Genomic DNA, 21,642 nt, shown 5'->3' with positions numbered 1-21,642 from the left:
CGAGGTATTCCCATGGCCGTTGGCAAGGTTTCCGACACTGATTTCGAAGCCGAAGTGCTCAAGGCGAACGGCCCTGTCGTCGTCGATTTCTGGGCCGAGTGGTGCGGCCCCTGCCGCATGATCGCGCCCGCCCTCGACGAGATCGCCGGCGCGATGGGCGACAAGGTCAAGATCGTCAAGCTCAACGTCGACGAGAGCCCGAAGACCGCCTCGAAATACGGCGTGATGTCGATCCCGACTCTCATGATCTTCAAGGGCGGCGAGATGGCCTCCCGCCAGGTCGGCGCCGCGCCGAAGGCGAAGCTGCAGCAGTGGATCACCTCCGCAGTCTGATCTGTCTGCCATAAGATTCTTTTCGACAACGGCCGGCGAAATGCCGGCCGTTTGCGTTGGTGGGACGTGTTCAGCGTATGACGAGTCCCGCCCTTGCCAGTCCCTCCCCGAAAGCGCTCTCGAAAACCGACATCTCTCGTCGCAATGGAGGCGCGGTCGGTCGACGAGATCCCGCGCGGCAAGGAATGGCAGTACGAGCCGAAATGGGATGGCTTTCGCTGCCTGCTGTCGCGCGATGGCAGCGATGTCGACCTGCGCTCGAAATCGGGTGAAGACCTGGCGCGCTATTTTCCGGACGTGGTCGCCGCCGCACTGAAGCTGAAAGCGGACCGCTTCACGCTCGACGGCGAGCTCGTCGTGCCGCACAGCAAGGGCTTTTCTTTCGACGCGCTGCTGCAGCGGATTCATCCAGCCGCCAGCCGTGTGAGAAAGCTCTCGCAGGAAACGCCGGCGCTCTATCTCGTCTTCGATCTGCTCGCGACCGCCAGAGACAAGCAGCTTGCCGAAAAGCAGTTGAGCGAACGACGGCCAGCCCTGGAAGCATTTGCGAAGGCCAATCTAAGAGGCAGCCTGTTCTATCTCTCGCCCTCCGCGACGAGCTACGCCGCGGCCAAAAAGTGGCTGGCGCAATCCGGCGGCGGCTCGGACGGTGTCATCGCCAAGCGGATCGACCTGCCCTATCAAGCCGGAAACCGCGACGGCATGCAGAAGATCAAGAAATTCCGCAGCGCAGATTGCGTGGTCGGCGGCTTCCGCTATGCCACCAACAAGATCGCCGGCCGCAAGGTCGTGGGATCGCTGCTGCTAGGTCTCTATGACGCGAAGGGACTATTGCACCATGTCGGCTTCACCTCGGCGATCAAGGCGGACGAGAAGCCCGATCTGACCGACCGGCTCGAGGCGCTGATTGGCGAGCCCGGCTTTACCGGCAACGCGCCGGGCGGACCGAGCCGCTGGTCGACCGAGCGCTCGGCAAAGTGGTGCCCGCTCAAGCCAAAGCTGGTGATCGAAGTCTGCTACGACCATTTCAGCGGCGAGCGCTTCCGCCACGGCACCTCGATCCTGCGCTGGCGTCCCGACAAGGCGCCGCGGCAATGCGGCTTCGATCAGTTGAAGCAGAAGGCTGCGGATCCCATGAAGCTGTTGAAGCCGCTGTAGCCCCTACTCGATCCACCCTGTCGCCAGCGCATTCGCGAGCTCGGGCTGATTGTTTCGGCGGGCGAGCGCGGCCATTGCCTCATGGTCGTAGGCAACATTTCGAAACGTCACCTGCCACGCATCGCCAGCCAGTTCGAGGATCGCATAGCGCGCATGTGGCGTACCGGCTTCGACGACGTGCGGGAACGGATGCTTGTCGCGATAGCCCGGGCTGCCGACGCTGCCGGGATTGACGACCAGGCGGCCGTCGCGCAGAAGCACGGCGCGGGCGAGATGGGTGTGGGCACACAGGATCAGCGATTGCATGATGCCTTGCGCGTACTGCTCGATGCGGTCGAGCGGCGAGAGCGCGACCGTACCGTCGGGATGCACGGTGTCGAGCCAATAGACTTCATCATTGCTGGGCGTCGCGTGGCACAGGAACACCTCGTCACGGTACACGCGCGTCATCGGCTGCGCGCGCAGCCAATCGAGCTGCGCCGCATTGAGCGCTTCGTAGGCGGGACGGTCCCACGAGCCCATCTTCTCCGGCGGACGGTCGAGCAGATAGCGATCGTGATTGCCGAGCACATGCACGGCGTCGAGCGGCATCAGCATCTCGATGGTGCGGCGGGCATCGAGCGGGCCGCTCAGCATGTCGCCGAGATTGACAATGTCGGCGATGCCCTGCGCGCGAATGTCGGCGAGCACGGCTTCGAGCGCGAGGTAGTTTCCGTGCACGTCGGCAATCGCGGCAAAACGCATGGGGATTTCCCGTAGCCCGGATGGAGCGAAGCGTAATCCGGGATGTTCATTGCTTGTGGCACGAATCCCGGATTGCGCTTCGCTCCATCCGGGCTACGCAACATCTATGCAGGCGGCGTGCCGTTGATGGCCAGCACGTGGCCGGCGAGATAAAGCGAGCCGGTGATCAGGATGCGCGGCGGCACTTCATAAGCGAGCTTCGCCAGTGCCCGCAGTGCGGCTTCGACGCCGGAGACGGTCTCGACGCGCATGCCGAGGCCGCGCGCGGCGTCCGCGAGACGATCGACCGGCATCGCATTTTCGGTATCGGGGATCGGCACCGCGATGATGTGACGGGTGAGCCCGGCGAAGTTGGCCAGAAAGCCCTGCGCGTCCTTGTTGGCCATCATGCCCGCGATCACGACCAGCGGCCGCGACACCCGCTCCTCGAGGTCGCCGAGCGCGGCGGCGGCGACGCGGCCGCCCTCGGCATTGTGCCCGCCATCGAGCCAGATCTCCGAGCCCTGCGGACCCCAGGACAGCAGCTCGCCCGAATTGATGCGCTGCATCCGCGCCGGCCATTCGGCACCGACGATGCCGGCCTCGAAGGCGACATGGCTCACCTTGAAGTTCGGGAGCGCGCGCAGCGTCGCGATGGCAAGGCCGGCATTGGCGAATTGGTGGCGGCCGAACAGACGCGGCGCCGGCAGATCCATCAGACCGCGGTCATCGGAATAGACCAGGCGGCCACGCTCGACATTGACGTGCCAGCTCTCGTTCGCAGCGAACAGCGGCGCGCGCATGCGCTTGGCCTGCGCCTCGATCACGGCCATCGCTTCAGCCGACTGCTCGGCGCAGATCACGGGCACGCCGCGCTTGATGATCGCGGCCTTCTCGCTGGCGATCGAGGCCAAGGTATCGCCGAGGAAGTCCATGTGATCCATGCTGATCGGCGTGATCACGCAGGCCGCAGGCTGATCGATGACATTGGTCGAATCCAGCCGGCCGCCGAGGCCGACTTCGAGCAGCACCACGTCGGCCGGGTTCTGCGCGAACAGAAGGAACGCGGCGGCGGTCTTCAGCTCGAACAATGTCGCGGCGTCGCCGGCATTGACGCGCTCGACTTCTTCCAGAGCCGCCCGCAGCTCGTCGTCGCCGACCAGCACACCGCCACCGACGCGGCCGAGGCGAAAGCATTCGTTGATGCGGACCAGATAGGGTGAGGTGTAGGCGTGGACGCGCAGGCCTGCCGCCTCCAGCGTTGCGCGCAGATACGCGAGCGTCGAGCCCTTGCCATTGGTGCCGGCGATGTGGATCACCGGCGGCAGCTTGCGTTCAGGGTGGCCGAGCCGTTCGAGCAGACCGTCCATCCGCTCGAGGCCGAGATCGATGCGCTTCTGATGCAGGGCCGACAGCCGCCCGATCAATTCGCCGAGCGGCGTCTTGGTGCTGTCAGGGGACGCGTTCACGCGTGGGGCGCAGCCGGCGCCGTCTCGGCGGCCGAGACGATCTGCGCCGGGCTCACGACCGGCTGCACGGGCTTCGATGCGCCTTCCTGCGCCGGCGCCTTGGTCAAGAGGCGGCAAAGGCGGGCGAGCGTCGGACGCAGCTCGTGGCGATGCACGACCATGTCGACCATGCCGTGCTCCTTCAGGTACTCGGCGCGCTGGAACCCTTCAGGCAGCTTCTCGCGGATGGTCTGCTCGATCACGCGCGCGCCGGCAAAACCGATCAGCGCGCCGGGCTCGGCGATCTGCACGTCGCCGAGCATCGCGTAGGACGCGGTGACGCCGCCGGTGGTCGGATTGGTCAGCACGACGATGTAGGGCAGCTTTGCCTCGCGCAGCATCTGCACCGCAACGGTGGTGCGCGGCATCTGCATCAGCGACAGGATGCCTTCCTGCATGCGCGCGCCGCCGGAGGCGGCGAACACGATGAACGGCGACTTCTTCTCGACCGCAAGCTCGAGCCCGCGCACGATGGCTTCGCCTGCGGCCATGCCGAGCGAGCCGCCCATGAAGTCGAAATCCTGCACGGCGACGACAACGGCGGCGCCTTCGAGCTTGCCGTAGCCGACCTTGATCGCGTCATTGAGGTTGGTTCGCGCGCGGGCATCCTTGATGCGGTCAACGTATTTCTTCTCGTCGCGGAACTTGAGCGGATCGGGCGTCACGTCGGGCAGCGCCACGTCGAACCAGGTTTCGTTGTCGAAGATCGACTTCAGACGCGCCACCGCGCCCATGCGCATGTGGTAGTTCGAGCCGGGGATGACGAACTGGTTGGCCTCGACGTCCTTGTAGAACACGAGCTGTCCGGAATCCGGGCACTTGATCCACAGATTCTCCGGCGTCTCCCGCCGCAGCATGTTGCGGATTTTCGGCCGGACCACATTGGTAAGCCAGTTCATGGTTTGCTCCGATGTGCGATGCCGCCTGGCGGATCGCCTGAAGGGATATATGGCGGCCGGGTCTCCGCCCGGCAAGCCGTCGTCTCGGGCCTATTCGGCCGCCTGTTGCGCGCCCTTGACGCCCTGGGCCAGGGCTGCCGTCAACTCGGCGACGGCATTGACGGTCTTGGCCGTCGCGCGCCCTTCCGCATCGAGGCTGTTCTTGAGCGCATCGACCAGCGCGGTGCCGACCACCGAACCATCGGCCTTCTCGGCAATGGCGCGCGCCGCCTCGGGCGTGCGGATGCCAAAGCCGACGCAGATCGGCAGCTCGGTGTGCCGCTTGATGCGCGCGACGGCTTCACCGACGACATTCGCGTCCGCCGCCGCGGCACCGGTGATGCCGGCGATCGAGACGTAATAGACAAAGCCTGACGTGTTCGTGAGCACCGCCGGCAGGCGCTTGTCGTCAGTGGTCGGCGTCGCCAGGCGAATGAAGTTCAGGCCAGCCTTCAGCGCGGGAATGCAGAGCTCGTCGTCTTCCTCCGGCGGCAGATCGACGATGATCAGGCCGTCAACGCCGGCCGTCTTGGCATCAGCCAAGAACTTGTCGACGCCGTAGATGTAGATCGGATTGTAATAGCCCATCAGGACCAGCGGCGTGGCGTTGTCGTCCTTGCGGAAATCGCGCACCAGACCGAGCGTCTTCTTCAAGGTCATGCCGACCTTGAGCGCACGAAGGCCTGCCGCCTGAATCGAGGGACCATCCGCCATCGGATCGGTGAAGGGGATGCCGAGCTCGATGACGTCGGCACCCGATTTCGAGAGCGCCTTGACGATCTCGAGCGACGTCACGGGATCGGGATCGCCGGCCATCACATAGGTGACGAAAGCCGCGCGGCCCTGCTTCTTCAGCTCGGCAAAACGGGTGTCGATACGCGTGGTCACTTCTTGCCCCTCAGGATGTCGCCGACCTGCGGGACGTCCTTGTCGCCGCGGCCGGAGAGATTGACGACCATCAGGTGGTCTTTCGGCCGCTTCGGTGCCAGCTCCATCACCTTGGCGATGGCGTGCGCGGGCTCGAGCGCGGGGATGATGCCCTCGAGCTTCGACAGCAGCTGGAACGCGGCGAGCGCCTCGTCATCGGTCGCCGAGAGATAGTTGACGCGGCCGACCTCGTGCAGCCAGGAATGCTCGGGCCCGATGCCGGGATAGTCGAGGCCAGCCGAGATCGAATGGGCGTCCTGGATCTGCCCGTCGGCGTCCATCAGGAGATAAGTGCGGTTGCCGTGGAGCACGCCGGGGCGGCCGCCCGCGATCGAGGCCGCGTGCAGTTGCGTCAGGCCGTGGCCTGCGGCCTCGACGCCAAAGATTTCCACGGAGGGATCATCGAGGAAAGGATGGAACAGGCCCATCGCGTTCGAGCCGCCGCCGATGCAGGCGACCAGCGAATCCGGCAGGCGGCCCTCGACCTCCTGCATCTGCGCCTTGGTCTCGTTGCCGATGATCGACTGGAAGTCGCGCACCAGCATTGGATAGGGATGCGGGCCCGCCACCGTGCCGATGCAATAGAAGGTGTTGTGCACGTTGGTGACCCAATCGCGCAGCGCTTCGTTCATGGCATCCTTGAGCGTGCGCGTGCCCGATTGCACGGGCATCACCTTGGCGCCAAGCATCTCCATGCGGATCACGTTGGGCTGCTGCCGCTCGACGTCGACGGCGCCCATATAGACCACGCATTCCAGGCCAAAGCGCGCGCACAGCGTCGCGGTGGCGACGCCATGCTGGCCGGCGCCGGTCTCGGCGATGATGCGCTTCTTGCCCATGCGGCGCGCCAGCATGATCTGGCCGAGCACGTTGTTCACCTTGTGCGAGCCAGTGTGGTTCAGCTCTTCGCGCTTCAGGTAAATCTTGGCGCCGCCGAGATGCTCGGTGAGGCGTTCGGCGAAATAGAGCGGCGAGGGCCGGCCGACATAATTCTTGAGATAGCCGTTCATCTCGGCCTGGAACGCCGGGTCGGCCTTGGCCGCGGTATAGGCCTTCTCGAGATCGAGGATCAGCGGCATCAGCGTTTCGGCGACGAAGCGTCCGCCGAAAATGCCGAAATGGCCGCGATCGTCGGGACCGCTGCGGTAGGAGTTTGGTTTGGCGATGTTCATCGGACGCTCAACTCTTGAGTGGCGCGCGCGGCGCGAATGAAGGCCTTGATCATTTCCGGGTCTTTGACGCCGGGGGCGCTCTCGACACCAGAGGAGACGTCGACGCCACCCGCGCCGGTAACGCGGAGCGCCTCGGCGAGGTTGTCAGCGTGAAGTCCGCCTGAAACCATATACGGCAGCGCGAGCTCAAGGTTTTGCAGCAGGTGCCAATCGAACGGCTCCCCGAGGCCGCCGGGCCGCGTCGCATCCTTCGGCGCGCGCGCATCGAACAGGATGCGATCGGCGACCGCGGCATAGCCGGGCAGCACGGCAAGATCGGCTGAGGTGGCGACCGGGACCGCCTTCATCACGGGACGGCCGAACCGCTGCTTGATGTCGCGCAGCCTTGCGACGCTCTCCTTGCCGTGGAGCTGGAAGATGTCCGGCGACAGCGCATCCATGATGTTGTCGAACGTGGCGTCATCGGCATCGACGGTGAGCGCCACCTTGAGCGCGCGCCCCTTTACCTGGCGGCCGAGATCGCGGCCCGCTTCCAGCGACAGATGCCGCGGCGACGGCGGGAAGAACACGAACCCCACCATATCCGCACCCGCATCGAGCGCCGTTTGAAGCGTCTCGCGCGTGGACAGGCCGCAGATTTTGACGAGCAGGGACATGGTCTCAAAGCAGATGGAGGCCGCAAGCGACGGCCGGAAAACGGGCTTTTAGGTCGGGGCCGCTTCTACAACGTCGCGCGCTGCTTGTCTCGCTCGACGGGCCCGTAAAGCCCGACCCCGATCGGGGCGGGAAGGCGCCGGGACTCGGGCCTTGCCGCGGCCATTTGGGCTCGCAGATCGGTCAGTTCGGCCCTCACGGCCCGGGCCTCCGCCTCTTGCCGGCGCGCGGCGCGCCGCCAGTGCCGCTGGCCGACCCAGACGGCGGAGCCGCCAGCGAGAACCCCGAAGGCTGCCACCAGGATCAGGAGCAGGAACAGCGGCAGCGTGACCGACAAGGACGGGTCGTTCGCAACGAAGGGATCGAACGAGACTGTGATGAAATGCCGATTGGCAACGGCGAAGGTCACCAGGATCAGGCCCAGCGGAATCACGATCAGCGCGGTCAGGAACTTTCGCATCGCGATCGCTCGTCTTGAATCAAGTTTGCGGCCGCATCACGCGGCCGTTCGGTAAAACCCGGACGACAACTCAATCCGGCGCGCCGGGATCCGGATGGTCGCGGTTCAGCCGCTCGCGCATTTCCTTGCCGGTCTTGAAGAACGGAACGCTCTTCTGGTCGACGGGCACATGGGCGCCGGTGCGTGGATTGCGCCCGGCGCGTGCAGGGCGATGCTTGACCGAGAAGGCACCGAAGCCGCGCAACTCGACGCGATCACCGCGCGCGAGGGCCGCTACGATCTCTTCGAGAATCGCATTCACAATGTTCTCGACATCCCGCTGGTACAGATGCGGGTTGTGCTCGGCGATACGCTGAACAAGTTCGGATTTGATCATCGAGAGATAGGACCCGGGAGCGTGCGGATGACCATTTCCGTGAAAATACCTTGATCTGTCAAGACGCTAAATCAAGGCTGAGCGTCGTGAAAATGCGTGACAAATGCCGGAAAAGCAGGCTGACCCGACGCCCGTCAGACGGGAAAACCCTCAAATGCTCGCCCAGTCGCTTAATTTGAGGCGGCCGGCTGCCACAGGGCCAGCATTCCATCCATTCCGAACCGGTCGACCGCCTGCGCAACGCCGGTTTGTCCGATTTGATGCGCAATCGAGCCCAAACCGAGTGCTTCCAGCGTGACGGCGGCCGCCGTCTTGAGGAACGGCAGATCGCCAAAGCGCGGCTCGAGCTTGTAATCGCGCACGGAGAGCCCCTTCTTGACGCCCTTCTGCTCGACCAGCCAGGTCACCGCGGTCTTCTCGTCGCCGATCTGGTCGATCAGCTTGAGATCGATCGCCTGGCGTCCGGTGAAGACGCGGCCGTCGGCCACTTTCTCGAGCTGCGTGTCATCCATGCCACGCCGATCCTTCACCAATCCCCGGAACCAGGCATAGGAATCCTTCACCAGCGCATCGAGCGCGGCCCTTGCTTCGGGACTGGTCGGCTCGAAACCGTTGGGCGCGGCCTTCAGCGGCGAGGACTTCACTTCCTCGACCTTGACGCCGATGGTCTTCAGCAGCTCGGAGACGTTGGGATATTGGAACAGCACACCGATCGACCCGACCAGCGAGCTCTGCTGGGCAATGATGTGGTCGCTCGCAATCGCCGTGATGTAGCCTCCGGAGGCAGCGAGGCCCTCGACCACCACTACGAGCGGCTTCTTCGCCTTCAACCGGACGAGCGAATCGTAGAGCTGCTCGGAGCCGGCGGTGGTGCCCCCCGGCGAGTTGATGTGAACGATGACCGCGGCGGCCTGCGAATTCTCCAGCCGCTCCAGCGCCTGCGTGCGATCGGAATCGCTGCGGATCAGGCCTTCGATGTGGACCCGTGCGATCGAGCCGGCGGATGCGAAGCTGCCCCGCGCGCCCGGCGTTGCAATCAACGCGAAGCTCGCGATCGCCGCGATCGCGATCAGCGCAGCCATCACGCGCCAGAACGTCAGCTTGCGACGGATCCGGCGGCGATCGACGATGATGTCCGAATCGAGCGACATCGGAATATCTCCAAATGAAAGGTCAGCAGCGTTGTGCGGTCACGGCGTGACCATCGGCTTATCTGGATACATCAATTGCGGCGCAATTTGAAGAAAACAAGGCTGTGAGTGGTAGCTGCGTAGCCCGGATGGAGCGCAAGCGTAATCCGGGGCGGTCACCGCGCCGAAAGACCTTCCCGGATTACGCTTCGCTCCATCCGGGCTACGGGCAACAAGGCCAACAAAAAAGCCCCGGCTCGCGCCGGGGCTTTGATGCAGCAAAATGCTTTCGCTTACTTGCTGTCGCGGTTCTTGAGCGCGGTGCCCAGGATGTCGCCGAGCGTCGCGCCCGAATCGGAGGAGCCGTACTGCGCGATGGCTTCCTTCTCTTCGGCGACTTCGAGCGCCTTGATCGACACCTGGACCTTGCGGGCCTTCTTGTCGAACTGGATCACGCGGGCATCGACCTTCTCGCCGACGGCAAAGCGTTCGGCGCGCTGGTCGTTGCGGTCACGGGCGAGCTCCGAGCGCTTGATGAAGGTCGAGAAGTCGGTACCGGTGATCTTCACTTCGATACCGCTTTCCTTCACTTCGAGCACTTCGCAGGTCACGACCGCGCCCTTCTTGACATCGCCCGGCTCGGCGAAGGGGTCGCCTTCGAGCTGCTTGATGCCGAGCGAGATGCGCTCCTTCTCGACGTCCACATCGAGCACCACGGCCTTCACCATGTCGCCCTTCTTGTAGTTGTCGATCACCTGCTCGCCCGGAAGCTTCCAGTCGAGGTCGGAGAGGTGGACCATGCCGTCGACGTCGCCCTCGAGACCCAGGAACAGACCGAACTCGGTCTTGTTCTTGACCTCGCCCTCGACCACCGAACCGGTCGGGTGACCTTCGACGAAGACCTCCCAGGGGTTGCGCATGGTCTGCTTGAGGCCGAGCGAAATACGGCGCTTGACGGAATCGACTTCCAGCACCTGCACGTCGACTTCCTGCGAGGTCGACACGATCTTGCCGGGATGCATGTTCTTCTTGGTCCACGACATCTCGGAGACGTGGATCAGGCCTTCGATGCCCGGCTCGAGCTCGACGAACGCACCGTAGTCGGTGATGTTGGTGACGCGACCGGTGAAGCGGGCACCCAGCGGGTACTTGGCTTCGATGCCCTGCCACGGATCGTCCAGCAGCTGCTTCATGCCCAACGAGATGCGGTGCGTCTCGTGGTTGATCTTGATGATCTTGACCTTCACGGTCTGACCGATCGAGAGCACCTCGGTCGGGTGGTTGACGCGGCGCCACGCGATGTCGGTGACGTGCAGCAGGCCGTCGATGCCGCCAAGGTCGACGAACGCACCGTAATCGGTGATGTTCTTGACCACGCCGTCGATGACCTGACCCTCTTCGAGGTTCTGCACCAGCTCTTGGCGCTGCTCGGCGCGGGTCTCTTCGAGAACCGTGCGGCGGGACACCACGATGTTGCCGCGGCGGCGGTCCATCTTGAGGATCTGGAACGGCTGCGAGTTGTTCATCAGCGGCGCAACGTCGCGGATCGGACGGATGTCGACCTGCGAGCGCGGCAGGAAGGCCACGGCACCGTCGAGGTCGACGGTGAAGCCGCCCTTGACCTGGTTGAAGATGACGCCGTTGACCTTCTCGTTGTTCTGGAAGGCCTTCTCGAGCTTGCCCCAGCTCTCTTCGCGGCGCGCCTTGTCGCGCGACAACACGGCCTCGCCGAGGGCATTCTCGATACGATCGAGGAACACTTCCACCTCGTCGCCGACCTTGAGGTCGCTATCACGGCCGGGGCCGGAAAATTCGCGCAGGGCGACGCGGCCCTCAGTCTTCAGGCCGACGTCGATGACGGCCATGTCCTTTTCAATTGCAACAACCTTGCCCTTGATGACGGAGCTTTCCTGCAGGTTGCCGCCTGCGAAGGACTCGTCGAGCATCGCGGCGAAATCGTCGCGCGACGGGCTATAGGTATCAGCAGAAGTCGAAGCCATTTGTTCTCCAGTTGCGGATGTCTTGCCGGCCGTTGGGTTCATGGGCGCATCGCACACGCAGTGTCGGAAGGTCCGCAAAACCTTCGAGCGACCGCTCGCCGCTCCGGCTGGCACCGGAACGGCGCAAGCGGGCCGGCTGGGGCCCGCGCGTTCGATACGTGGAAATCTTTCGTCCGGATCCTGGATCGCACCGGTCCCGAAACGAAGGACCTGACGTATCGACCTCAACGAGCGGGAGCGGGCACTTCCTCCAATGACGGCGGCGGCTTAACCCCGCGACCGGCCCGCTCGGACAGCCTCGATAATGTCGATGGCGGCCCGGACGCCGCCTTCTATATCCAGTTGGGAGTTATCTAGCAAGTAAGCATCCGGGGCCGGCTTTAAAGGCGCAATCGGCCGGTTCTTGTCGCGTTCGTCGCGCTGGATGATATCGGCGAGCACGGCCGCCTCGTCCGCCTCCTCGCCCCTCGCCCGGGCCTCCATGGTCCGGCGACGGGCGCGGACCCTGGGGTCGGCGACCACGAAGATCTTCACGTCGGCATCGGGGCAGATCACGGTTCCAATGTCCCGGCCATCAAGCACGGCGCCGGGCGGATCGGCGGCGAATTGGCGCTGGAAATTGAGCAGGACCTCGCGGACGCGCGGGATCGCCGAGACGATGGAGGCGCCCTCGCCGGCCAACTGGGTCTTGAGGGCCGGGTTGCCGAACTTTTCGGGGTCGAGCTCCAGCGCGGCCTGCACCGCGGCCGCCTCATCGCGGAGATCATGACCTGATTGCATCAGGGCATAGGCCACCGCGCGATAGATCACGCCGGTATCGAGATGACGATAGCCGTAATGGTGCGCGAGACGCTTGCCGAGCGTCCCCTTGCCCGAGGCCGCGGGCCCGTCGATGGCGATGATCATATCACTCAAACCTTGGCTGTCAGCGGCCCGCGCGCACGTCGCAATGGCCGCTCTTCGGTAAAAATATTGCGAGACGCGAACTCCGCGGGACTCGCAAAAGTGAGATATTCGCGCATCGCGTCGGACGGCGACGATGTCGTGAACCAGGGCTCGGCGAGCCGCCGCGCGGGATCGCAGACCCAGGCCGGCACCCGGCCGAGACGACGTTGCTTGGCCAGATATTCGGCGATCGCACCGACCAGGGCGTCAAGCCGGTCGTCCTGCGTCAGCATCGGCTCGTCCTTGATCGTCTCGTATTGAGCCTCGCTCGACCCGGCCAGATCGAACGTGTCCACGAATTCGGCCAACGTCGTATCTTGCGGCGCGCCGGCATGGATACGCTCGACGGCTTCAGCGAGGGTATTTGGGCGCATCCGCTCCTCCCCCCTGGTCCATGTTCTTCAGCAAGAAGCGCTGCTTCTCGGAGGATGCCGCGCTTACTGGAAAATATCGACCAAGCAGCGCGATGGCTTCTTCGACGGTCGAGATTCCAACCACTTTCATCAAATTCAAGATGTCCAGCCGCTCCGTGTCCCCGCGAACAGGATCCGTGATGCGGAACGCCTTCAATTTCAACGCCAGAAGATATTCGGCAGAGGGCACCGAAACCTCAAGCCCTGGCGGCGTGCCGTCGCGCGGGAAAGTACCGAATTCGAGATGATCGGCGGCGCGGTCAGCGAGTGGACTGAGATGAAATACGACATGATCGTTGAACCAATCGGCACCCCATCCATTCCTTGTGGCAATGTCAGCGACCGTCTCCTGCAGCCAGCCCGGCAGCGGATGCTCGAGCTTCGAGACGTCGACGTCCTCCGTCGCCAAGCGGAAATTGCTGGCGAGCATGAGAGCGGAGCCGCCATAGACCGCGATCTGGAGCTTGGTTCCGGCTTGGGCCGCAGCCCGGCCTATCGAATCGAAAGCATCCAGCAAGGCGTCGCGGTCGAAGGCTGCGCTCATGGCCGCGGCCTCATGAAAACTCGGCCCCTAAGGAACGCATCATCGGAATGAAGTCCGGGAAACTCGTGGCGATGAAGGCTGTGTCGTCGACGGTCACGGGCTGATCGGAGGCGCAGCCCATCACCAGCGCCGACATCGCGATGCGATGGTCCATGTGGGTGGCGACGGTGCCGCCGCCGGGAACGTGGCCGCGCCCCTCGACGATGAGATCGTCGCCGGAAATGGTGGCCGTTACGCCGTTGACGCGCAGCATGGCGGCGGTGGCCTCCAGCCGGTCGGATTCCTTGACGCGCAGCTCCTGGAGGCCGCGCATGATCGTCGTGCCTTCGGCGAAGGACGCCGCCACGGCCAGCACCAGATATTCGTCGATCATCGATGGCGCGCGTTCGGGCGGCACCTCGACCCCGCGCAGTTTCGAGGCGCGCACGCGCAATTGCGCCATCGGCTCGCCGGCGTCACGTCGGACCTCTCTTTCCTCGATCGAGGCGCCCATTTCGCGCAGCGTCGTGAAAAGGCCGGTGCGCAGCGGGTTGGTCATGACATCGGACAAGACGACATCCGAGCCCTCGACGATCAGCGCTGCGACGACCGGGAAGGCCGCCGAGGACGGATCGGCGGGCACCACGACGGTGGCGCCATGCAGCTCGGGCTGGCCCTTGAGCGTGATGCGGCGGCCGTGCTGGCCTTCCTGCGCCGAGGTGATGTCGGCGCCAAAATGCTTGAGCATCAGCTCGGTGTGGTCGCGGCTGGCCTCGGTCTCGATCACGGTCGTGGTGCCGGGTGCAGCGAGGCCCGCCAGCAGCACCGCGGATTTGATCTGGGCCGAGGCGACCGGGGTCGTGTAGGTGATCGGAAGTGGATCGCGCGCGCCCTGCAGGGTCAGCGGCAGCCGGCCGCCCTCCCCACCGGAAACGACCTTCGCGCCCATCTTTTCCAGGGGATCGAGGATCCGGCGCATCGGCCGGCTACGCAGCGAGGCGTCGCCGTCGAACACCGCCGAGATCGGGCAGCCCGCGACGGCGCCCATCACCAGCCGGCAGCCGGTGCCGGAGTTGCCGAAATCCAGAGGCGCCTTGGGCGAGGCAAAGCCGGCGACGCCGACCCCATTCACCTTCCAGGCGAAATCACCGGTGCGTTCGACCTCGGCGCCCAGCGCCTGCATGGATTTGGCGGTGTTGAGGACGTCCTCGCCCTCGAGCAGGCCCGAAATCCTGGTCTCGCCGACCGCGAGCGCCCCCAGAATGAGGGCCCGGTGGGAGATCGACTTGTCCCCGGGCACCCGTACTTTCCCGGTCAGGGGCCCGCTGGCGCGAGACTGAAGCGGCCTCGGTGGGTCGGAATGAGTCAAGATTGTGTCCTTGGATGAGCCCTGAGGGACTGCGGCGCAGGTACCACATGGTCCGCGCCCCGTCACGGGCATGTCGTTCTCCCGTAATGCGCTATTGACAGCGGGCCGCCAACTAGCCAAGTGAAACACCGCTTTTCAAGACATTCCCAGGATTCCTGCCGTGGCCAAGTCCGAACTCGGAACTAAACGTATTTGCCCGACCACGGGCAAGAAGTTCTATGACCTCAACAAGAATCCGGTGATCTCGCCCTATACCGGCGAAGTCGTGCCGATCGCCCCGGTGGCGCCCGCGCGCGTGCCTCGCGGCGCCGAAGCTCGCCACGCAGCAGCCGCCGACACCACGCCGGAGCCGGCGGAGGTCGAGGAGGTCTCGCTGGAGGAGGCCGATGCCGAGGAGAACACCGGCAAGGTCAAGGCCGTGGTGCCCGAATCGGAGGACGATATCGAGGTCGACGAGACCCTCGATGACGACGATGACGATGATTCGACCTTCATTGCCGACGAAGAAGAAGGCGATGAGGACGTAACCGACATCATTGGTGATGTCGGAGGTGATGAAGAGACTTGAGATCATTCCTGATCTGTGAAAAAGGGTGCACCGCGCGAGTCGCCAGGACTCGCCGGTTGGGGTGATCCACCAGATTTCACCCCGTTAAGGACTAAGGGGCCATAGCTCAGCTGGGAGAGCGCTTGCATGGCATGCAAGAGGTCGGCGGTTCGATCCCGCCTGGCTCCACCACGCTTCGCCCTTCGGGCTACGCGTGGCGCAGCCGCGCGGAGCTCGAAGGGCGAAGCGTGGTGTCCGGCGTAGCCCGAAGGGCGAAGACGGACTGGTCGACGGTTCCTATCCTTGAGCTTCCGCCGTGCGAGCCAACGATGTGGTACGTCTACATCATCCGCAGCATCGAATTCCCCGACCAAGAATACATTGGCGCGACCGAGGATTTGAAGCGGCGCATTCCAGAGCACAATGCGGGTAAATCCGCTCACATTGCCAAGTTCAAGCCCTGGAAGCTGGTCTGGTACTGCGCTTTCCCCGACAAGCTGAAGGCCTTGGCATTCGAGAAATATCTCAAGTCACACTCGGGCCGAGCCTTCTCGAAAAAGCGGCTCTGCTGAACCCCTACTCCCCGATCACCGCATTCAGCCGATCCCTGAGCGCGACGATCTCGTCCTTCATCGCCACCAGCTCCGACACCGAGCAATCCGACGCCGCCAGGATCGACTGCGGCACGGCGCGCGCTTTCTCCTTCAGCGCATGGCCCTGCGCCGTCAGCGCGATCAGCACCTGGCGCTCGTCCTCGCTGGAGCGGGTGCGTCTGACGAGATGCGCCGCCTCCAGCCGCTTGAGCAGCGGCGTCAGCGTGCCCGAATCCAGGAACAGCCGTTCACCAATGTCCTTGACCGGCACGTCGTCGCGCTCCCACAGCACCAGCATGACAAGATATTGCGGGTAGGTCAGGCCGAGCCGGTCCAGCAGCGGCTTGTAGACGCGGTTGAAGGCATGCGCGGCCGAATAGACCGCAAAGCAGATCTGGTTGTCGAGCCGCAGCGGCGCGTCCACTGCCGAGGGTTTTCGGGGCATGGAGAATCTCTCGGAATCTGTCTCATTGTGGCGCCGCGGGCCGCGACATTCAATTGCGAACAATTAAATGTGAGACGTCGCAATTTCGATTGCGCACAATCTAATTGCCGGCGATATAGATCGCACCCCATCGAAACCCCAGGGAGACGACAATGTCCGTGAACGTGCTCTACAAGACCAGCGCCAAAGCCACCGGCGGCCGCGACGGCCATGCTGCAACCCTCGACGGCGCGCTCGACGTCAAGCTGACCACGCCGAAGGAGCTCGGCGGCGGAGGCGGCGCCGGCAACAATCCCGAGCAGCTGTTCGCGGCCGGCTATGCCGCCTGCTTCATCGGCGCGATGAAGTTCGTGGCCTCGCAGGGCGGCCCGAAGGTTCCCGCCGACGCCTCCGTCACCTCGACCGTCGGCATCGGCCCGCGCTCCGAGGGCGGCTTCGGCCTCGATATCGACCTCGCGGTCTCGCTGCCGGGCCTCGCCCGCTCGGAAGCCGAAGCGCTGGTCGAGAAGGCGCACCAGGTGTGCCCCTATTCCAACGCCACGCGCGGCAATGTCGACGTTCGCCTGACGGTCGTCTGATCGGAACGGCGGATTGGCCGGCCCGAGATCCCCCTCGGGCCGGCCACTTGCGTTGATTTGCCACGTCGCGGGACTGACACGCGGCGGCGCATACGGCCCTACGCGAGGGCCCATTGCTGGCGCAAACAAACCTCGCTAGGCCTGTGACCAAACGTCGACACAGGGGAAGCGAAGGCAATGAGTTCTGAAGCCGCCACAGGTGCCATGAGCGGACTGCGCGTCATCGATCTCACGCGCGTGCTCGGCGGTCCCTACTGCACCCAGATCCTCGCCGACCATGGCGCCGACGTGATCAAGGTCGAGCCGCCCGCCGGCGACGAGGTGCGCGACTGGGGCCCTCCCTTCCACGAGGAGGATGCGGCCTATTTCATCGGCATCAACCGCAACAAGCGCTCGATCGGCCTCGACCTCGCCTCCGAGGGCGGCCGCGCCGTGCTGCTCAAGATGCTGGAGAGCGCCGACGTCCTGATCGAGAATTTCAAGCCGGGCACGCTGGAGAAATGGGGCATCGGCAATGACGTGCTCAGCAAGAAATTCCCGCGCCTCGTGCATTGCCGGATCTGCGGCTTCGGCGCCGACGGCCCGCGCGGCGGCAATCCCGGCTACGACGCCATCATCCAGGCCATGACCGGCATGATCGCCGCGACCGGCTCGCCCGAGAGCGGGCCGATGCGGATCGGCGTGCCCCTGGTCGACATCGGCACCGGGCTTTATGCGGCGATCGGCATCCTGATGGCGCTGTCGGAGCGGCAGCGCTCGGGCAAGGGCCAGTTCCTCGAGACCACGCTGTACGAGACCGGCCTTGCCATCATGCATCCGCACACCGCGAATTACTTCATGCATGGCAAGCCGCCGTCGCTGACCGGCAACGAGCACCCGAACCTCGTGCCCTACGCGATCTTCCCGACCAAGACCGACAACATCTTCATCGGGGTCGGCAATGACGGCACCTTCCGCAAGCTCGCCAAGGAGATCGGCAAGCCCGAGCTCGGCACCGATCCACGCTTTGCCCGCAACAAGGACCGCATCGCCAATCGCGAGGCGCTGCGCGCCGAGCTCGCCGCGGTGTTCAGCCAGCACGAGGCCGAGCCGCTGTGCAATCGCCTGCTGGCCGCGGGCCTGCCCGCAGGGCCCGTGCAGAAGATCGACCAGGCGTTGACGAACCCGCACACGATCGCGCGCGGGGATATTATCGAGAAGGACTGGTACAAGGGCGTGGCGTCGCCGATCCGGCTCGACCGCAGCAAGCCGAGCCTGCGCCGGCTACCGCCGAAATTCAGCCAGCACTCGGCTGAAGTGCTGGGCGAGTTCGGATATTCCAAGGCCGAGATCGACGCGATGGTCGAGCAGGGCACGGTCTGCGGGCCGGAGCGCAAGCGCTAGGGGCTTGCGACGGTGCACTCCCTCTCCCGCCTGCGGGAGAGGGTTGGGGAGAGGGTTTCTCTACGGTGGGATTCCCCAAGAGGAGAGAACCCTCACCCGCGCTGCGCGCGACCTCTCCCGCAGGCGGGAGAGGTTTTCGAGCCTGCGGCCCAGTCATCGGCTCACATCACCAATGCCGCACTGCGGCGCGATCCACGCGGGTGCACCGCGAACGGAGGAGGCTGTTCGCATCGCCTTCGCCTATTTTCCGGCTTCCCTTTTCCAGCGCTTGCCGCTTTCGTTTCGGCCGCTTACACAGTCATGTGAACGTCATATGGCACTGCTAGCGCAAGCGCTTCATTAGTGACGGGCAAGGGAGGTTTTCTTGATGGCTCTTCGACAATTTGGCACGGCTGCTGCTGTTGCACTCGCGGTTGGTCTCGGCGCTTCGCCGGCTTTGGCCGTGACTGAGATCCAGTGGTGGCACGCGATGACCGGCGCGAACAACGACGTCATCGTCAAGCTTGCCAACGACTTCAACGCGGCGCAGAGCGACTACAAGGTCATCCCCACCTACAAGGGCAACTACGCCGACACGATGAATGCGGGCATCGCGGCCTTCCGCGCCGGCAACGCGCCGCACATCATGCAGGTGTTCGAGGTCGGCACCGCCACCATGATGGCCGCGACCGGCGCCGTGAAGCCCGTTTACAAGCTGATGGCCGACGCGGGCGAAAAGTTCGATCCCAAGATCTACCTGCCCGCCATCACCGGCTACTACTCGACCTCGAAGGGCGAGATGCTGTCCTTCCCCTTCAACTCGTCGTCCACGGTCATGTGGGTCAACCTCGACGAATTGAAGAAGAACAATATCGAGATCCCGAAGACCTGGCCCGAGACGTTCGAGGCCGCCAAGAAGCTTCATGACAACGGCCACCCGACCTGCGGCTTCTCCGGCTCCTGGGTCACCTGGGTCAATCTCGAGCAGCTCTCCGCCTGGCACAACGTGCCGCTCGCCAGCAAGGCCAACGGCCTCGACGGCTTCGACACCAAGCTCGAGTTCAACGGGCCGCTCCAGGTCAAGCATCTCGAGAAGCTGGTCGAGCTGCAGAAGGACAAGATCTACGACTACGCCGGCCGCACCAACACGGGCGAAGGCCGCTTCACCTCGGGCGAGTGCGCGATCTACCTGACCTCGTCGGCGTTCTTCGGCAACGTCAAGGCGCAGGCCAAGTTCGCCTTCAACGCCGTGCCGATGCCGTACTATCCGGACGTCAAGGGCGCGCCGCAGAACTCGATCATCGGCGGCGCTTCGCTCTGGGTCATGGGCGGCAAGCCGGCCGAGGAATACAAGGGCGTCGCGAAATTCCTGACCTTCCTCTCCGACACCGATCGCCAGGTCTACATCCACAAGGCCTCGGGCTATCTGCCGATCACCAAGGCTGCCTATGAGAAGGCCAAGGCGGAAGGTTTCTACAAGGACCAGCCCTATCTCGAGACCCCGCTGCTCGAGCTGACCAACAAGGAGCCGACCGAGAACTCCCGCGGCCTGCGCCTCGGCAACATGGTTCAGCTCCGTGACGTCTGGTCGGAAGAGATCGAGCAGGCGCTCGCCGGCAAGAAGACCGCCAAGCAGGCGCTGGATGCGGCCGTGGAGCGTGGCAACACGATGCTGCGGCAGTTCGAAAAGACCGCCATCAAGTAAGGCGATCAGCGTCAGGCCGGTGAACCCGGCCTGACGCTTCGGGGCATCATGCAAAAGCAAGCCATTTTCCAATCGAAGCTGTTGCCTTACGTGCTGGTTGCGCCGCAGCTCGCAATCGTGCTGATTTTCTTTTACTGGCCGGCCCTGCAGGCCGTGATCCAGTCTTTCCTGCTGCAGGACGCCTTCGGTCTCTCGACCACCTTCGTCTGGTTCGATAATTACATCGAGCTGTTCAAAGACCCGGCTTATTTCGAGTCGGTCGTCCGGACCTTCTTCTTCTCGTTCGCGATCGCGGTCTTGTCGTTGTCCTTTGCGCTGCTGCTCGCCGTGATGGCGGACAAGCCCCTGCGCGGCTCGATGCTCTACCGCACGCTGCTGATCTGGCCCTATGCCGTCGCTCCGCCCGTGGTCGGCGTGCTCTGGATCTTCATGCTGCATCCCTCGCTCGGCGTGCTCGCGCGTTATCTGCGCGCGCTCGGCATCGACTGGAATCCGCTGCTCGACGGCGACCAGGCGGCAACGTTGATCATTCTCGCCGCGGCCTGGAAGCAGATCTCCTACAATTTCCTGTTCTTCCTCGCCGGCCTGCAGGCGATCCCGAAAAGCGTGCTCGAAGCCGCCGCGATCGACGGCGCGCGCCCGATGCGCCGGTTCTGGACCGTGACCTTCCCGCTGCTGTCGCCGACCATCTTCTTCCTGCTGGTCGTCAACATCGTCTACGCCTTCTTCGACACCTTCGGCATCATCGACACCATGACCCGCGGCGGGCCCGGCACGTCGACGGTCACGCTGGTCTACAAGGTCTATTCCGACGGCCTGCTCGGCGGCAATCTCGGCAGCTCGGCGGCGCAATCGGTGATCCTGATGATCATGGTGATCGTGCTGACGGGAATCCAGTTCCGCTTCGTCGAACGCAAGGTGACCTACTGATGGTCGAGGAAGAAGGCTTCCGGCGCTACGTCGCCCACATCATCCTCTGGATCGGGATCGCGGTCGTCGCATTCCCGGTCTACATCGCGTTCGTTGCCTCGACCCAGGACAACGCGCTGATCGCGAACGGGCAGATGTCGCTGCTGCCCGGCGGCCATTTCTTCGAGACCTACTACCAGACCATCTTCGTCGGCACGAGCGGCTCGACCCGCGAGCCGGTCGGCAACATGATGCTGAACTCGCTGGTGATGGCGCTGCTGATCGCGGTCGGCAAGATCGCGATCTCGATCATCTCGGCCTATGCGATCGTGTATTTCCGCTTTCCGTTCCGGATGCCGATCTTCTGGATCATCTTCATCACCCTGATGCTGCCGGTCGAGGTCCGCATCTATCCGACCTACAAGATCGTCGCCGATCTGCACATGCTCGACAGCTATGCGGGCCTGGCGCTGCCGCTGATCGCGTCGGCCACGGCGACGCTGCTGTTCCGCCAGTTCTTCATGACGGTGCCGGACGAATTGCTCGAAGCCTCCCGCATCGACGGTGCCGGTCCCTTGCGGTTCTTCTGGGATACGCTGCTGCCACTGTCGCGCACCAACATGGCGGCGCTGTTCGTGATCCTGTTCATCCTCGGCTGGAATCAATATCTCTGGCCGCTGCTGATCACCACGCGCGACGACATGCAGACCATCCAGATCGGCATCCGCAAGATGATTACCACCACCGACGCGCTGACCGAGTGGCCGATCGTGATGGCGACCGCCGTGCTGGCGATGCTGCCGCCGGTCTTCGTCGTCGTCGTGATGCAGAAATTGTTCGTGCGCGGACTGGTCGAGACGGAGAAGTAAAGAGT

The 21,642-nt window shown here is 64.2% G+C and carries 24 protein-coding genes and 1 tRNA gene; 10 read left to right on the top strand and 15 right to left on the bottom strand.

What is annotated here, in order from left to right; all coding sequences use genetic code 11:
* The first annotated feature begins 12 nt into the window (after positions 1-12).
* Entirely contained in the window at positions 13-333 is a 321-nt protein-coding gene (trxA, locus tag SE92_RS24090) for a thioredoxin (RefSeq protein WP_007598398.1), read from the top strand.
* A gap of 144 nt (positions 334-477) precedes the next feature.
* Positions 478-1,491: an ATP-dependent DNA ligase gene (locus SE92_RS24085; RefSeq protein WP_063198908.1), complete on the top strand. Its 1,014-nt coding sequence runs from the start codon at positions 478-480 to the stop codon at positions 1,489-1,491.
* Positions 1,492-1,494: 3 nt separating this feature from the next.
* On the opposite strand, the gene SE92_RS24080 is transcribed toward SE92_RS24085, so the two are convergent.
* The 14 genes from SE92_RS24080 to aroA all read right to left on the bottom strand — a co-directional run bounded on the left by SE92_RS24080 (position 1,495) and on the right by aroA (position 14,629).
* The gene (locus SE92_RS24080; RefSeq protein WP_063198906.1) at positions 1,495-2,235 is read right to left on the bottom strand and encodes a metallophosphoesterase family protein; all 741 of its coding nucleotides are present in this window, start codon (positions 2,233-2,235) and stop codon (positions 1,495-1,497) included.
* Positions 2,236-2,339: 104 nt separating this feature from the next.
* The gene (locus SE92_RS24075; RefSeq protein WP_063198904.1) at positions 2,340-3,683 is read right to left on the bottom strand and encodes a bifunctional folylpolyglutamate synthase/dihydrofolate synthase; all 1,344 of its coding nucleotides are present in this window, start codon (positions 3,681-3,683) and stop codon (positions 2,340-2,342) included.
* Entirely contained in the window at positions 3,680-4,621 is a 942-nt protein-coding gene (gene accD, locus SE92_RS24070) for an acetyl-CoA carboxylase, carboxyltransferase subunit beta (RefSeq protein WP_063198902.1), read from the bottom strand. Before accD ends, SE92_RS24075 begins: the two co-directional genes overlap by 4 nt.
* 90 nt (positions 4,622-4,711) lie before the next feature.
* On the bottom strand, positions 4,712-5,548 hold the full coding sequence (trpA, locus tag SE92_RS24065) for a tryptophan synthase subunit alpha (protein ID WP_063198900.1): 837 nt from the start codon (positions 5,546-5,548) through the stop codon (positions 4,712-4,714).
* Positions 5,545-6,759 (bottom strand): tryptophan synthase subunit beta, encoded by a 1,215-nt coding sequence (gene trpB / locus SE92_RS24060; protein ID WP_063198898.1) that lies wholly within the window; start codon positions 6,757-6,759, stop codon positions 5,545-5,547. The genes trpA and trpB overlap by 4 nt, the downstream gene beginning before the upstream one ends.
* On the bottom strand, positions 6,756-7,415 hold the full coding sequence (locus SE92_RS24055; protein WP_063198896.1) for a phosphoribosylanthranilate isomerase: 660 nt from the start codon (positions 7,413-7,415) through the stop codon (positions 6,756-6,758). Before SE92_RS24055 ends, trpB begins: the two co-directional genes overlap by 4 nt.
* 65 nt (positions 7,416-7,480) lie before the next feature.
* Positions 7,481-7,873: a lipopolysaccharide assembly protein LapA domain-containing protein gene (locus tag SE92_RS24050; RefSeq protein ID WP_063198894.1), complete on the bottom strand. Its 393-nt coding sequence runs from the start codon at positions 7,871-7,873 to the stop codon at positions 7,481-7,483.
* Positions 7,874-7,943: 70 nt separating this feature from the next.
* Complete coding sequence (locus tag SE92_RS24045) at positions 7,944-8,249, bottom strand: integration host factor subunit beta (RefSeq protein ID WP_007598410.1); 306 nt, start codon at positions 8,247-8,249, stop codon at positions 7,944-7,946.
* A 170-nt stretch (positions 8,250-8,419) separates the two neighbouring features.
* On the bottom strand, positions 8,420-9,400 hold the full coding sequence (gene sppA / locus SE92_RS24040; protein WP_063198893.1) for a signal peptide peptidase SppA: 981 nt from the start codon (positions 9,398-9,400) through the stop codon (positions 8,420-8,422).
* A 272-nt stretch (positions 9,401-9,672) separates the two neighbouring features.
* Positions 9,673-11,379, bottom strand: a complete 1,707-nt coding sequence (gene rpsA / locus SE92_RS24035) for a 30S ribosomal protein S1 (protein ID WP_063198891.1) — start codon at positions 11,377-11,379, stop codon at positions 9,673-9,675.
* A gap of 267 nt (positions 11,380-11,646) precedes the next feature.
* The gene (gene cmk, locus SE92_RS24030; protein WP_063198889.1) at positions 11,647-12,285 is read right to left on the bottom strand and encodes a (d)CMP kinase; all 639 of its coding nucleotides are present in this window, start codon (positions 12,283-12,285) and stop codon (positions 11,647-11,649) included.
* Between the two features lie 5 nt (positions 12,286-12,290).
* The gene (locus SE92_RS24025; RefSeq protein ID WP_063198887.1) at positions 12,291-12,698 is read right to left on the bottom strand and encodes a hypothetical protein; all 408 of its coding nucleotides are present in this window, start codon (positions 12,696-12,698) and stop codon (positions 12,291-12,293) included.
* Complete coding sequence (locus SE92_RS24020) at positions 12,676-13,281, bottom strand: hypothetical protein (protein ID WP_063198885.1); 606 nt, start codon at positions 13,279-13,281, stop codon at positions 12,676-12,678. The genes SE92_RS24025 and SE92_RS24020 overlap by 23 nt, the downstream gene beginning before the upstream one ends.
* Before the next feature lie 10 nt (positions 13,282-13,291).
* Positions 13,292-14,629, bottom strand: a complete 1,338-nt coding sequence (aroA, locus tag SE92_RS24015) for a 3-phosphoshikimate 1-carboxyvinyltransferase (protein ID WP_063198884.1) — start codon at positions 14,627-14,629, stop codon at positions 13,292-13,294.
* A gap of 160 nt (positions 14,630-14,789) precedes the next feature.
* On the opposite strand from aroA, the gene SE92_RS24010 reads away from it, so the two are divergent.
* The 3 genes from SE92_RS24010 (at position 14,790) to SE92_RS36795 (ending at position 15,748) form a co-directional block, all read left to right on the top strand.
* The gene (locus SE92_RS24010; protein ID WP_008141220.1) at positions 14,790-15,197 is read left to right on the top strand and encodes a TIGR02300 family protein; all 408 of its coding nucleotides are present in this window, start codon (positions 14,790-14,792) and stop codon (positions 15,195-15,197) included.
* Positions 15,198-15,292: 95 nt separating this feature from the next.
* Positions 15,293-15,368: transfer RNA gene (locus SE92_RS24005), tRNA-Ala, on the top strand.
* A gap of 137 nt (positions 15,369-15,505) precedes the next feature.
* Positions 15,506-15,748, top strand: coding sequence for a GIY-YIG nuclease family protein (locus tag SE92_RS36795; protein WP_063198882.1), 243 nt, complete (start codon positions 15,506-15,508; stop codon positions 15,746-15,748).
* Positions 15,749-15,752: 4 nt separating this feature from the next.
* On the opposite strand, the gene SE92_RS23995 is transcribed toward SE92_RS36795, so the two are convergent.
* Positions 15,753-16,214, bottom strand: coding sequence for a MarR family winged helix-turn-helix transcriptional regulator (locus tag SE92_RS23995; protein WP_063198880.1), 462 nt, complete (start codon positions 16,212-16,214; stop codon positions 15,753-15,755).
* 152 nt (positions 16,215-16,366) lie between these two features.
* On the opposite strand from SE92_RS23995, the gene SE92_RS23990 reads away from it, so the two are divergent.
* From SE92_RS23990 to ugpE, 5 genes are all read left to right on the top strand, one after another.
* Positions 16,367-16,792 (top strand): organic hydroperoxide resistance protein, encoded by a 426-nt coding sequence (locus SE92_RS23990; RefSeq protein ID WP_063198878.1) that lies wholly within the window; start codon positions 16,367-16,369, stop codon positions 16,790-16,792.
* Between the two features lie 177 nt (positions 16,793-16,969).
* The gene (locus tag SE92_RS23985) at positions 16,970-18,175 is read left to right on the top strand and encodes a CaiB/BaiF CoA transferase family protein (protein ID WP_063198877.1); all 1,206 of its coding nucleotides are present in this window, start codon (positions 16,970-16,972) and stop codon (positions 18,173-18,175) included.
* A 367-nt stretch (positions 18,176-18,542) separates the two neighbouring features.
* A complete protein-coding gene (gene ugpB, locus SE92_RS23980) occupies positions 18,543-19,859 on the top strand; it encodes a sn-glycerol-3-phosphate ABC transporter substrate-binding protein UgpB (RefSeq protein ID WP_063198875.1) in 1,317 nt (438 codons plus the stop codon).
* Positions 19,860-19,907: 48 nt separating this feature from the next.
* Complete coding sequence (gene ugpA, locus SE92_RS23975) at positions 19,908-20,789, top strand: sn-glycerol-3-phosphate ABC transporter permease UgpA (RefSeq protein WP_063198873.1); 882 nt, start codon at positions 19,908-19,910, stop codon at positions 20,787-20,789.
* The gene (ugpE, locus tag SE92_RS23970) at positions 20,789-21,637 is read left to right on the top strand and encodes a sn-glycerol-3-phosphate ABC transporter permease UgpE (RefSeq protein ID WP_063198871.1); all 849 of its coding nucleotides are present in this window, start codon (positions 20,789-20,791) and stop codon (positions 21,635-21,637) included. The genes ugpA and ugpE overlap by 1 nt, the downstream gene beginning before the upstream one ends.
* The last annotated feature ends 5 nt before the right edge of the window (positions 21,638-21,642 follow it).

The sequence above is a fragment of the Bradyrhizobium sp. AT1 genome (assembly GCF_001590795.1).
In the GTDB taxonomy this organism is placed as follows: domain Bacteria; phylum Pseudomonadota; class Alphaproteobacteria; order Rhizobiales; family Xanthobacteraceae; genus Bradyrhizobium.
Note: the sequence above shows the minus strand (reverse complement) of the source record. Positions and strands in the feature narration are given on the sequence as shown.

What these genes read in the sequence shown, in the direction of transcription:
- trxA (WP_007598398.1), top strand. Translation starts at nt 13, where the DNA reads ATGGCCGTTGGCAAGGTTTCCGACACTGATTTCGAAGCCGAAGTGCTC.
- SE92_RS24085 (WP_063198908.1), top strand. Translation starts at nt 478, where the DNA reads ATGGAGGCGCGGTCGGTCGACGAGATCCCGCGCGGCAAGGAATGGCAG.
- SE92_RS24080 (WP_063198906.1), bottom strand. Translation starts at nt 2,235, where the DNA reads ATGCGTTTTGCCGCGATTGCCGACGTGCACGGAAACTACCTCGCGCTC.
- accD (WP_063198902.1), bottom strand. Translation starts at nt 4,621, where the DNA reads ATGAACTGGCTTACCAATGTGGTCCGGCCGAAAATCCGCAACATGCTG.
- trpB (WP_063198898.1), bottom strand. Translation starts at nt 6,759, where the DNA reads ATGAACATCGCCAAACCAAACTCCTACCGCAGCGGTCCCGACGATCGC.
- SE92_RS24055 (WP_063198896.1), bottom strand. Translation starts at nt 7,415, where the DNA reads ATGTCCCTGCTCGTCAAAATCTGCGGCCTGTCCACGCGCGAGACGCTT.
- SE92_RS24050 (WP_063198894.1), bottom strand. Translation starts at nt 7,873, where the DNA reads ATGCGAAAGTTCCTGACCGCGCTGATCGTGATTCCGCTGGGCCTGATC.
- SE92_RS24045 (WP_007598410.1), bottom strand. Translation starts at nt 8,249, where the DNA reads ATGATCAAATCCGAACTTGTTCAGCGTATCGCCGAGCACAACCCGCAT.
- sppA (WP_063198893.1), bottom strand. Translation starts at nt 9,400, where the DNA reads ATGTCGCTCGATTCGGACATCATCGTCGATCGCCGCCGGATCCGTCGC.
- rpsA (WP_063198891.1), bottom strand. Translation starts at nt 11,379, where the DNA reads ATGGCTTCGACTTCTGCTGATACCTATAGCCCGTCGCGCGACGATTTC.
- cmk (WP_063198889.1), bottom strand. Translation starts at nt 12,285, where the DNA reads ATGATCATCGCCATCGACGGGCCCGCGGCCTCGGGCAAGGGGACGCTC.
- SE92_RS24025 (WP_063198887.1), bottom strand. Translation starts at nt 12,698, where the DNA reads ATGCGCCCAAATACCCTCGCTGAAGCCGTCGAGCGTATCCATGCCGGC.
- SE92_RS24020 (WP_063198885.1), bottom strand. Translation starts at nt 13,281, where the DNA reads ATGAGCGCAGCCTTCGACCGCGACGCCTTGCTGGATGCTTTCGATTCG.
- SE92_RS36795 (WP_063198882.1), top strand. Translation starts at nt 15,506, where the DNA reads ATGTGGTACGTCTACATCATCCGCAGCATCGAATTCCCCGACCAAGAA.
- SE92_RS23995 (WP_063198880.1), bottom strand. Translation starts at nt 16,214, where the DNA reads ATGCCCCGAAAACCCTCGGCAGTGGACGCGCCGCTGCGGCTCGACAAC.
- SE92_RS23990 (WP_063198878.1), top strand. Translation starts at nt 16,367, where the DNA reads ATGTCCGTGAACGTGCTCTACAAGACCAGCGCCAAAGCCACCGGCGGC.
- SE92_RS23985 (WP_063198877.1), top strand. Translation starts at nt 16,970, where the DNA reads ATGAGTTCTGAAGCCGCCACAGGTGCCATGAGCGGACTGCGCGTCATC.
- ugpB (WP_063198875.1), top strand. Translation starts at nt 18,543, where the DNA reads ATGGCTCTTCGACAATTTGGCACGGCTGCTGCTGTTGCACTCGCGGTT.
- ugpA (WP_063198873.1), top strand. Translation starts at nt 19,908, where the DNA reads ATGCAAAAGCAAGCCATTTTCCAATCGAAGCTGTTGCCTTACGTGCTG.
- ugpE (WP_063198871.1), top strand. Translation starts at nt 20,789, where the DNA reads ATGGTCGAGGAAGAAGGCTTCCGGCGCTACGTCGCCCACATCATCCTC.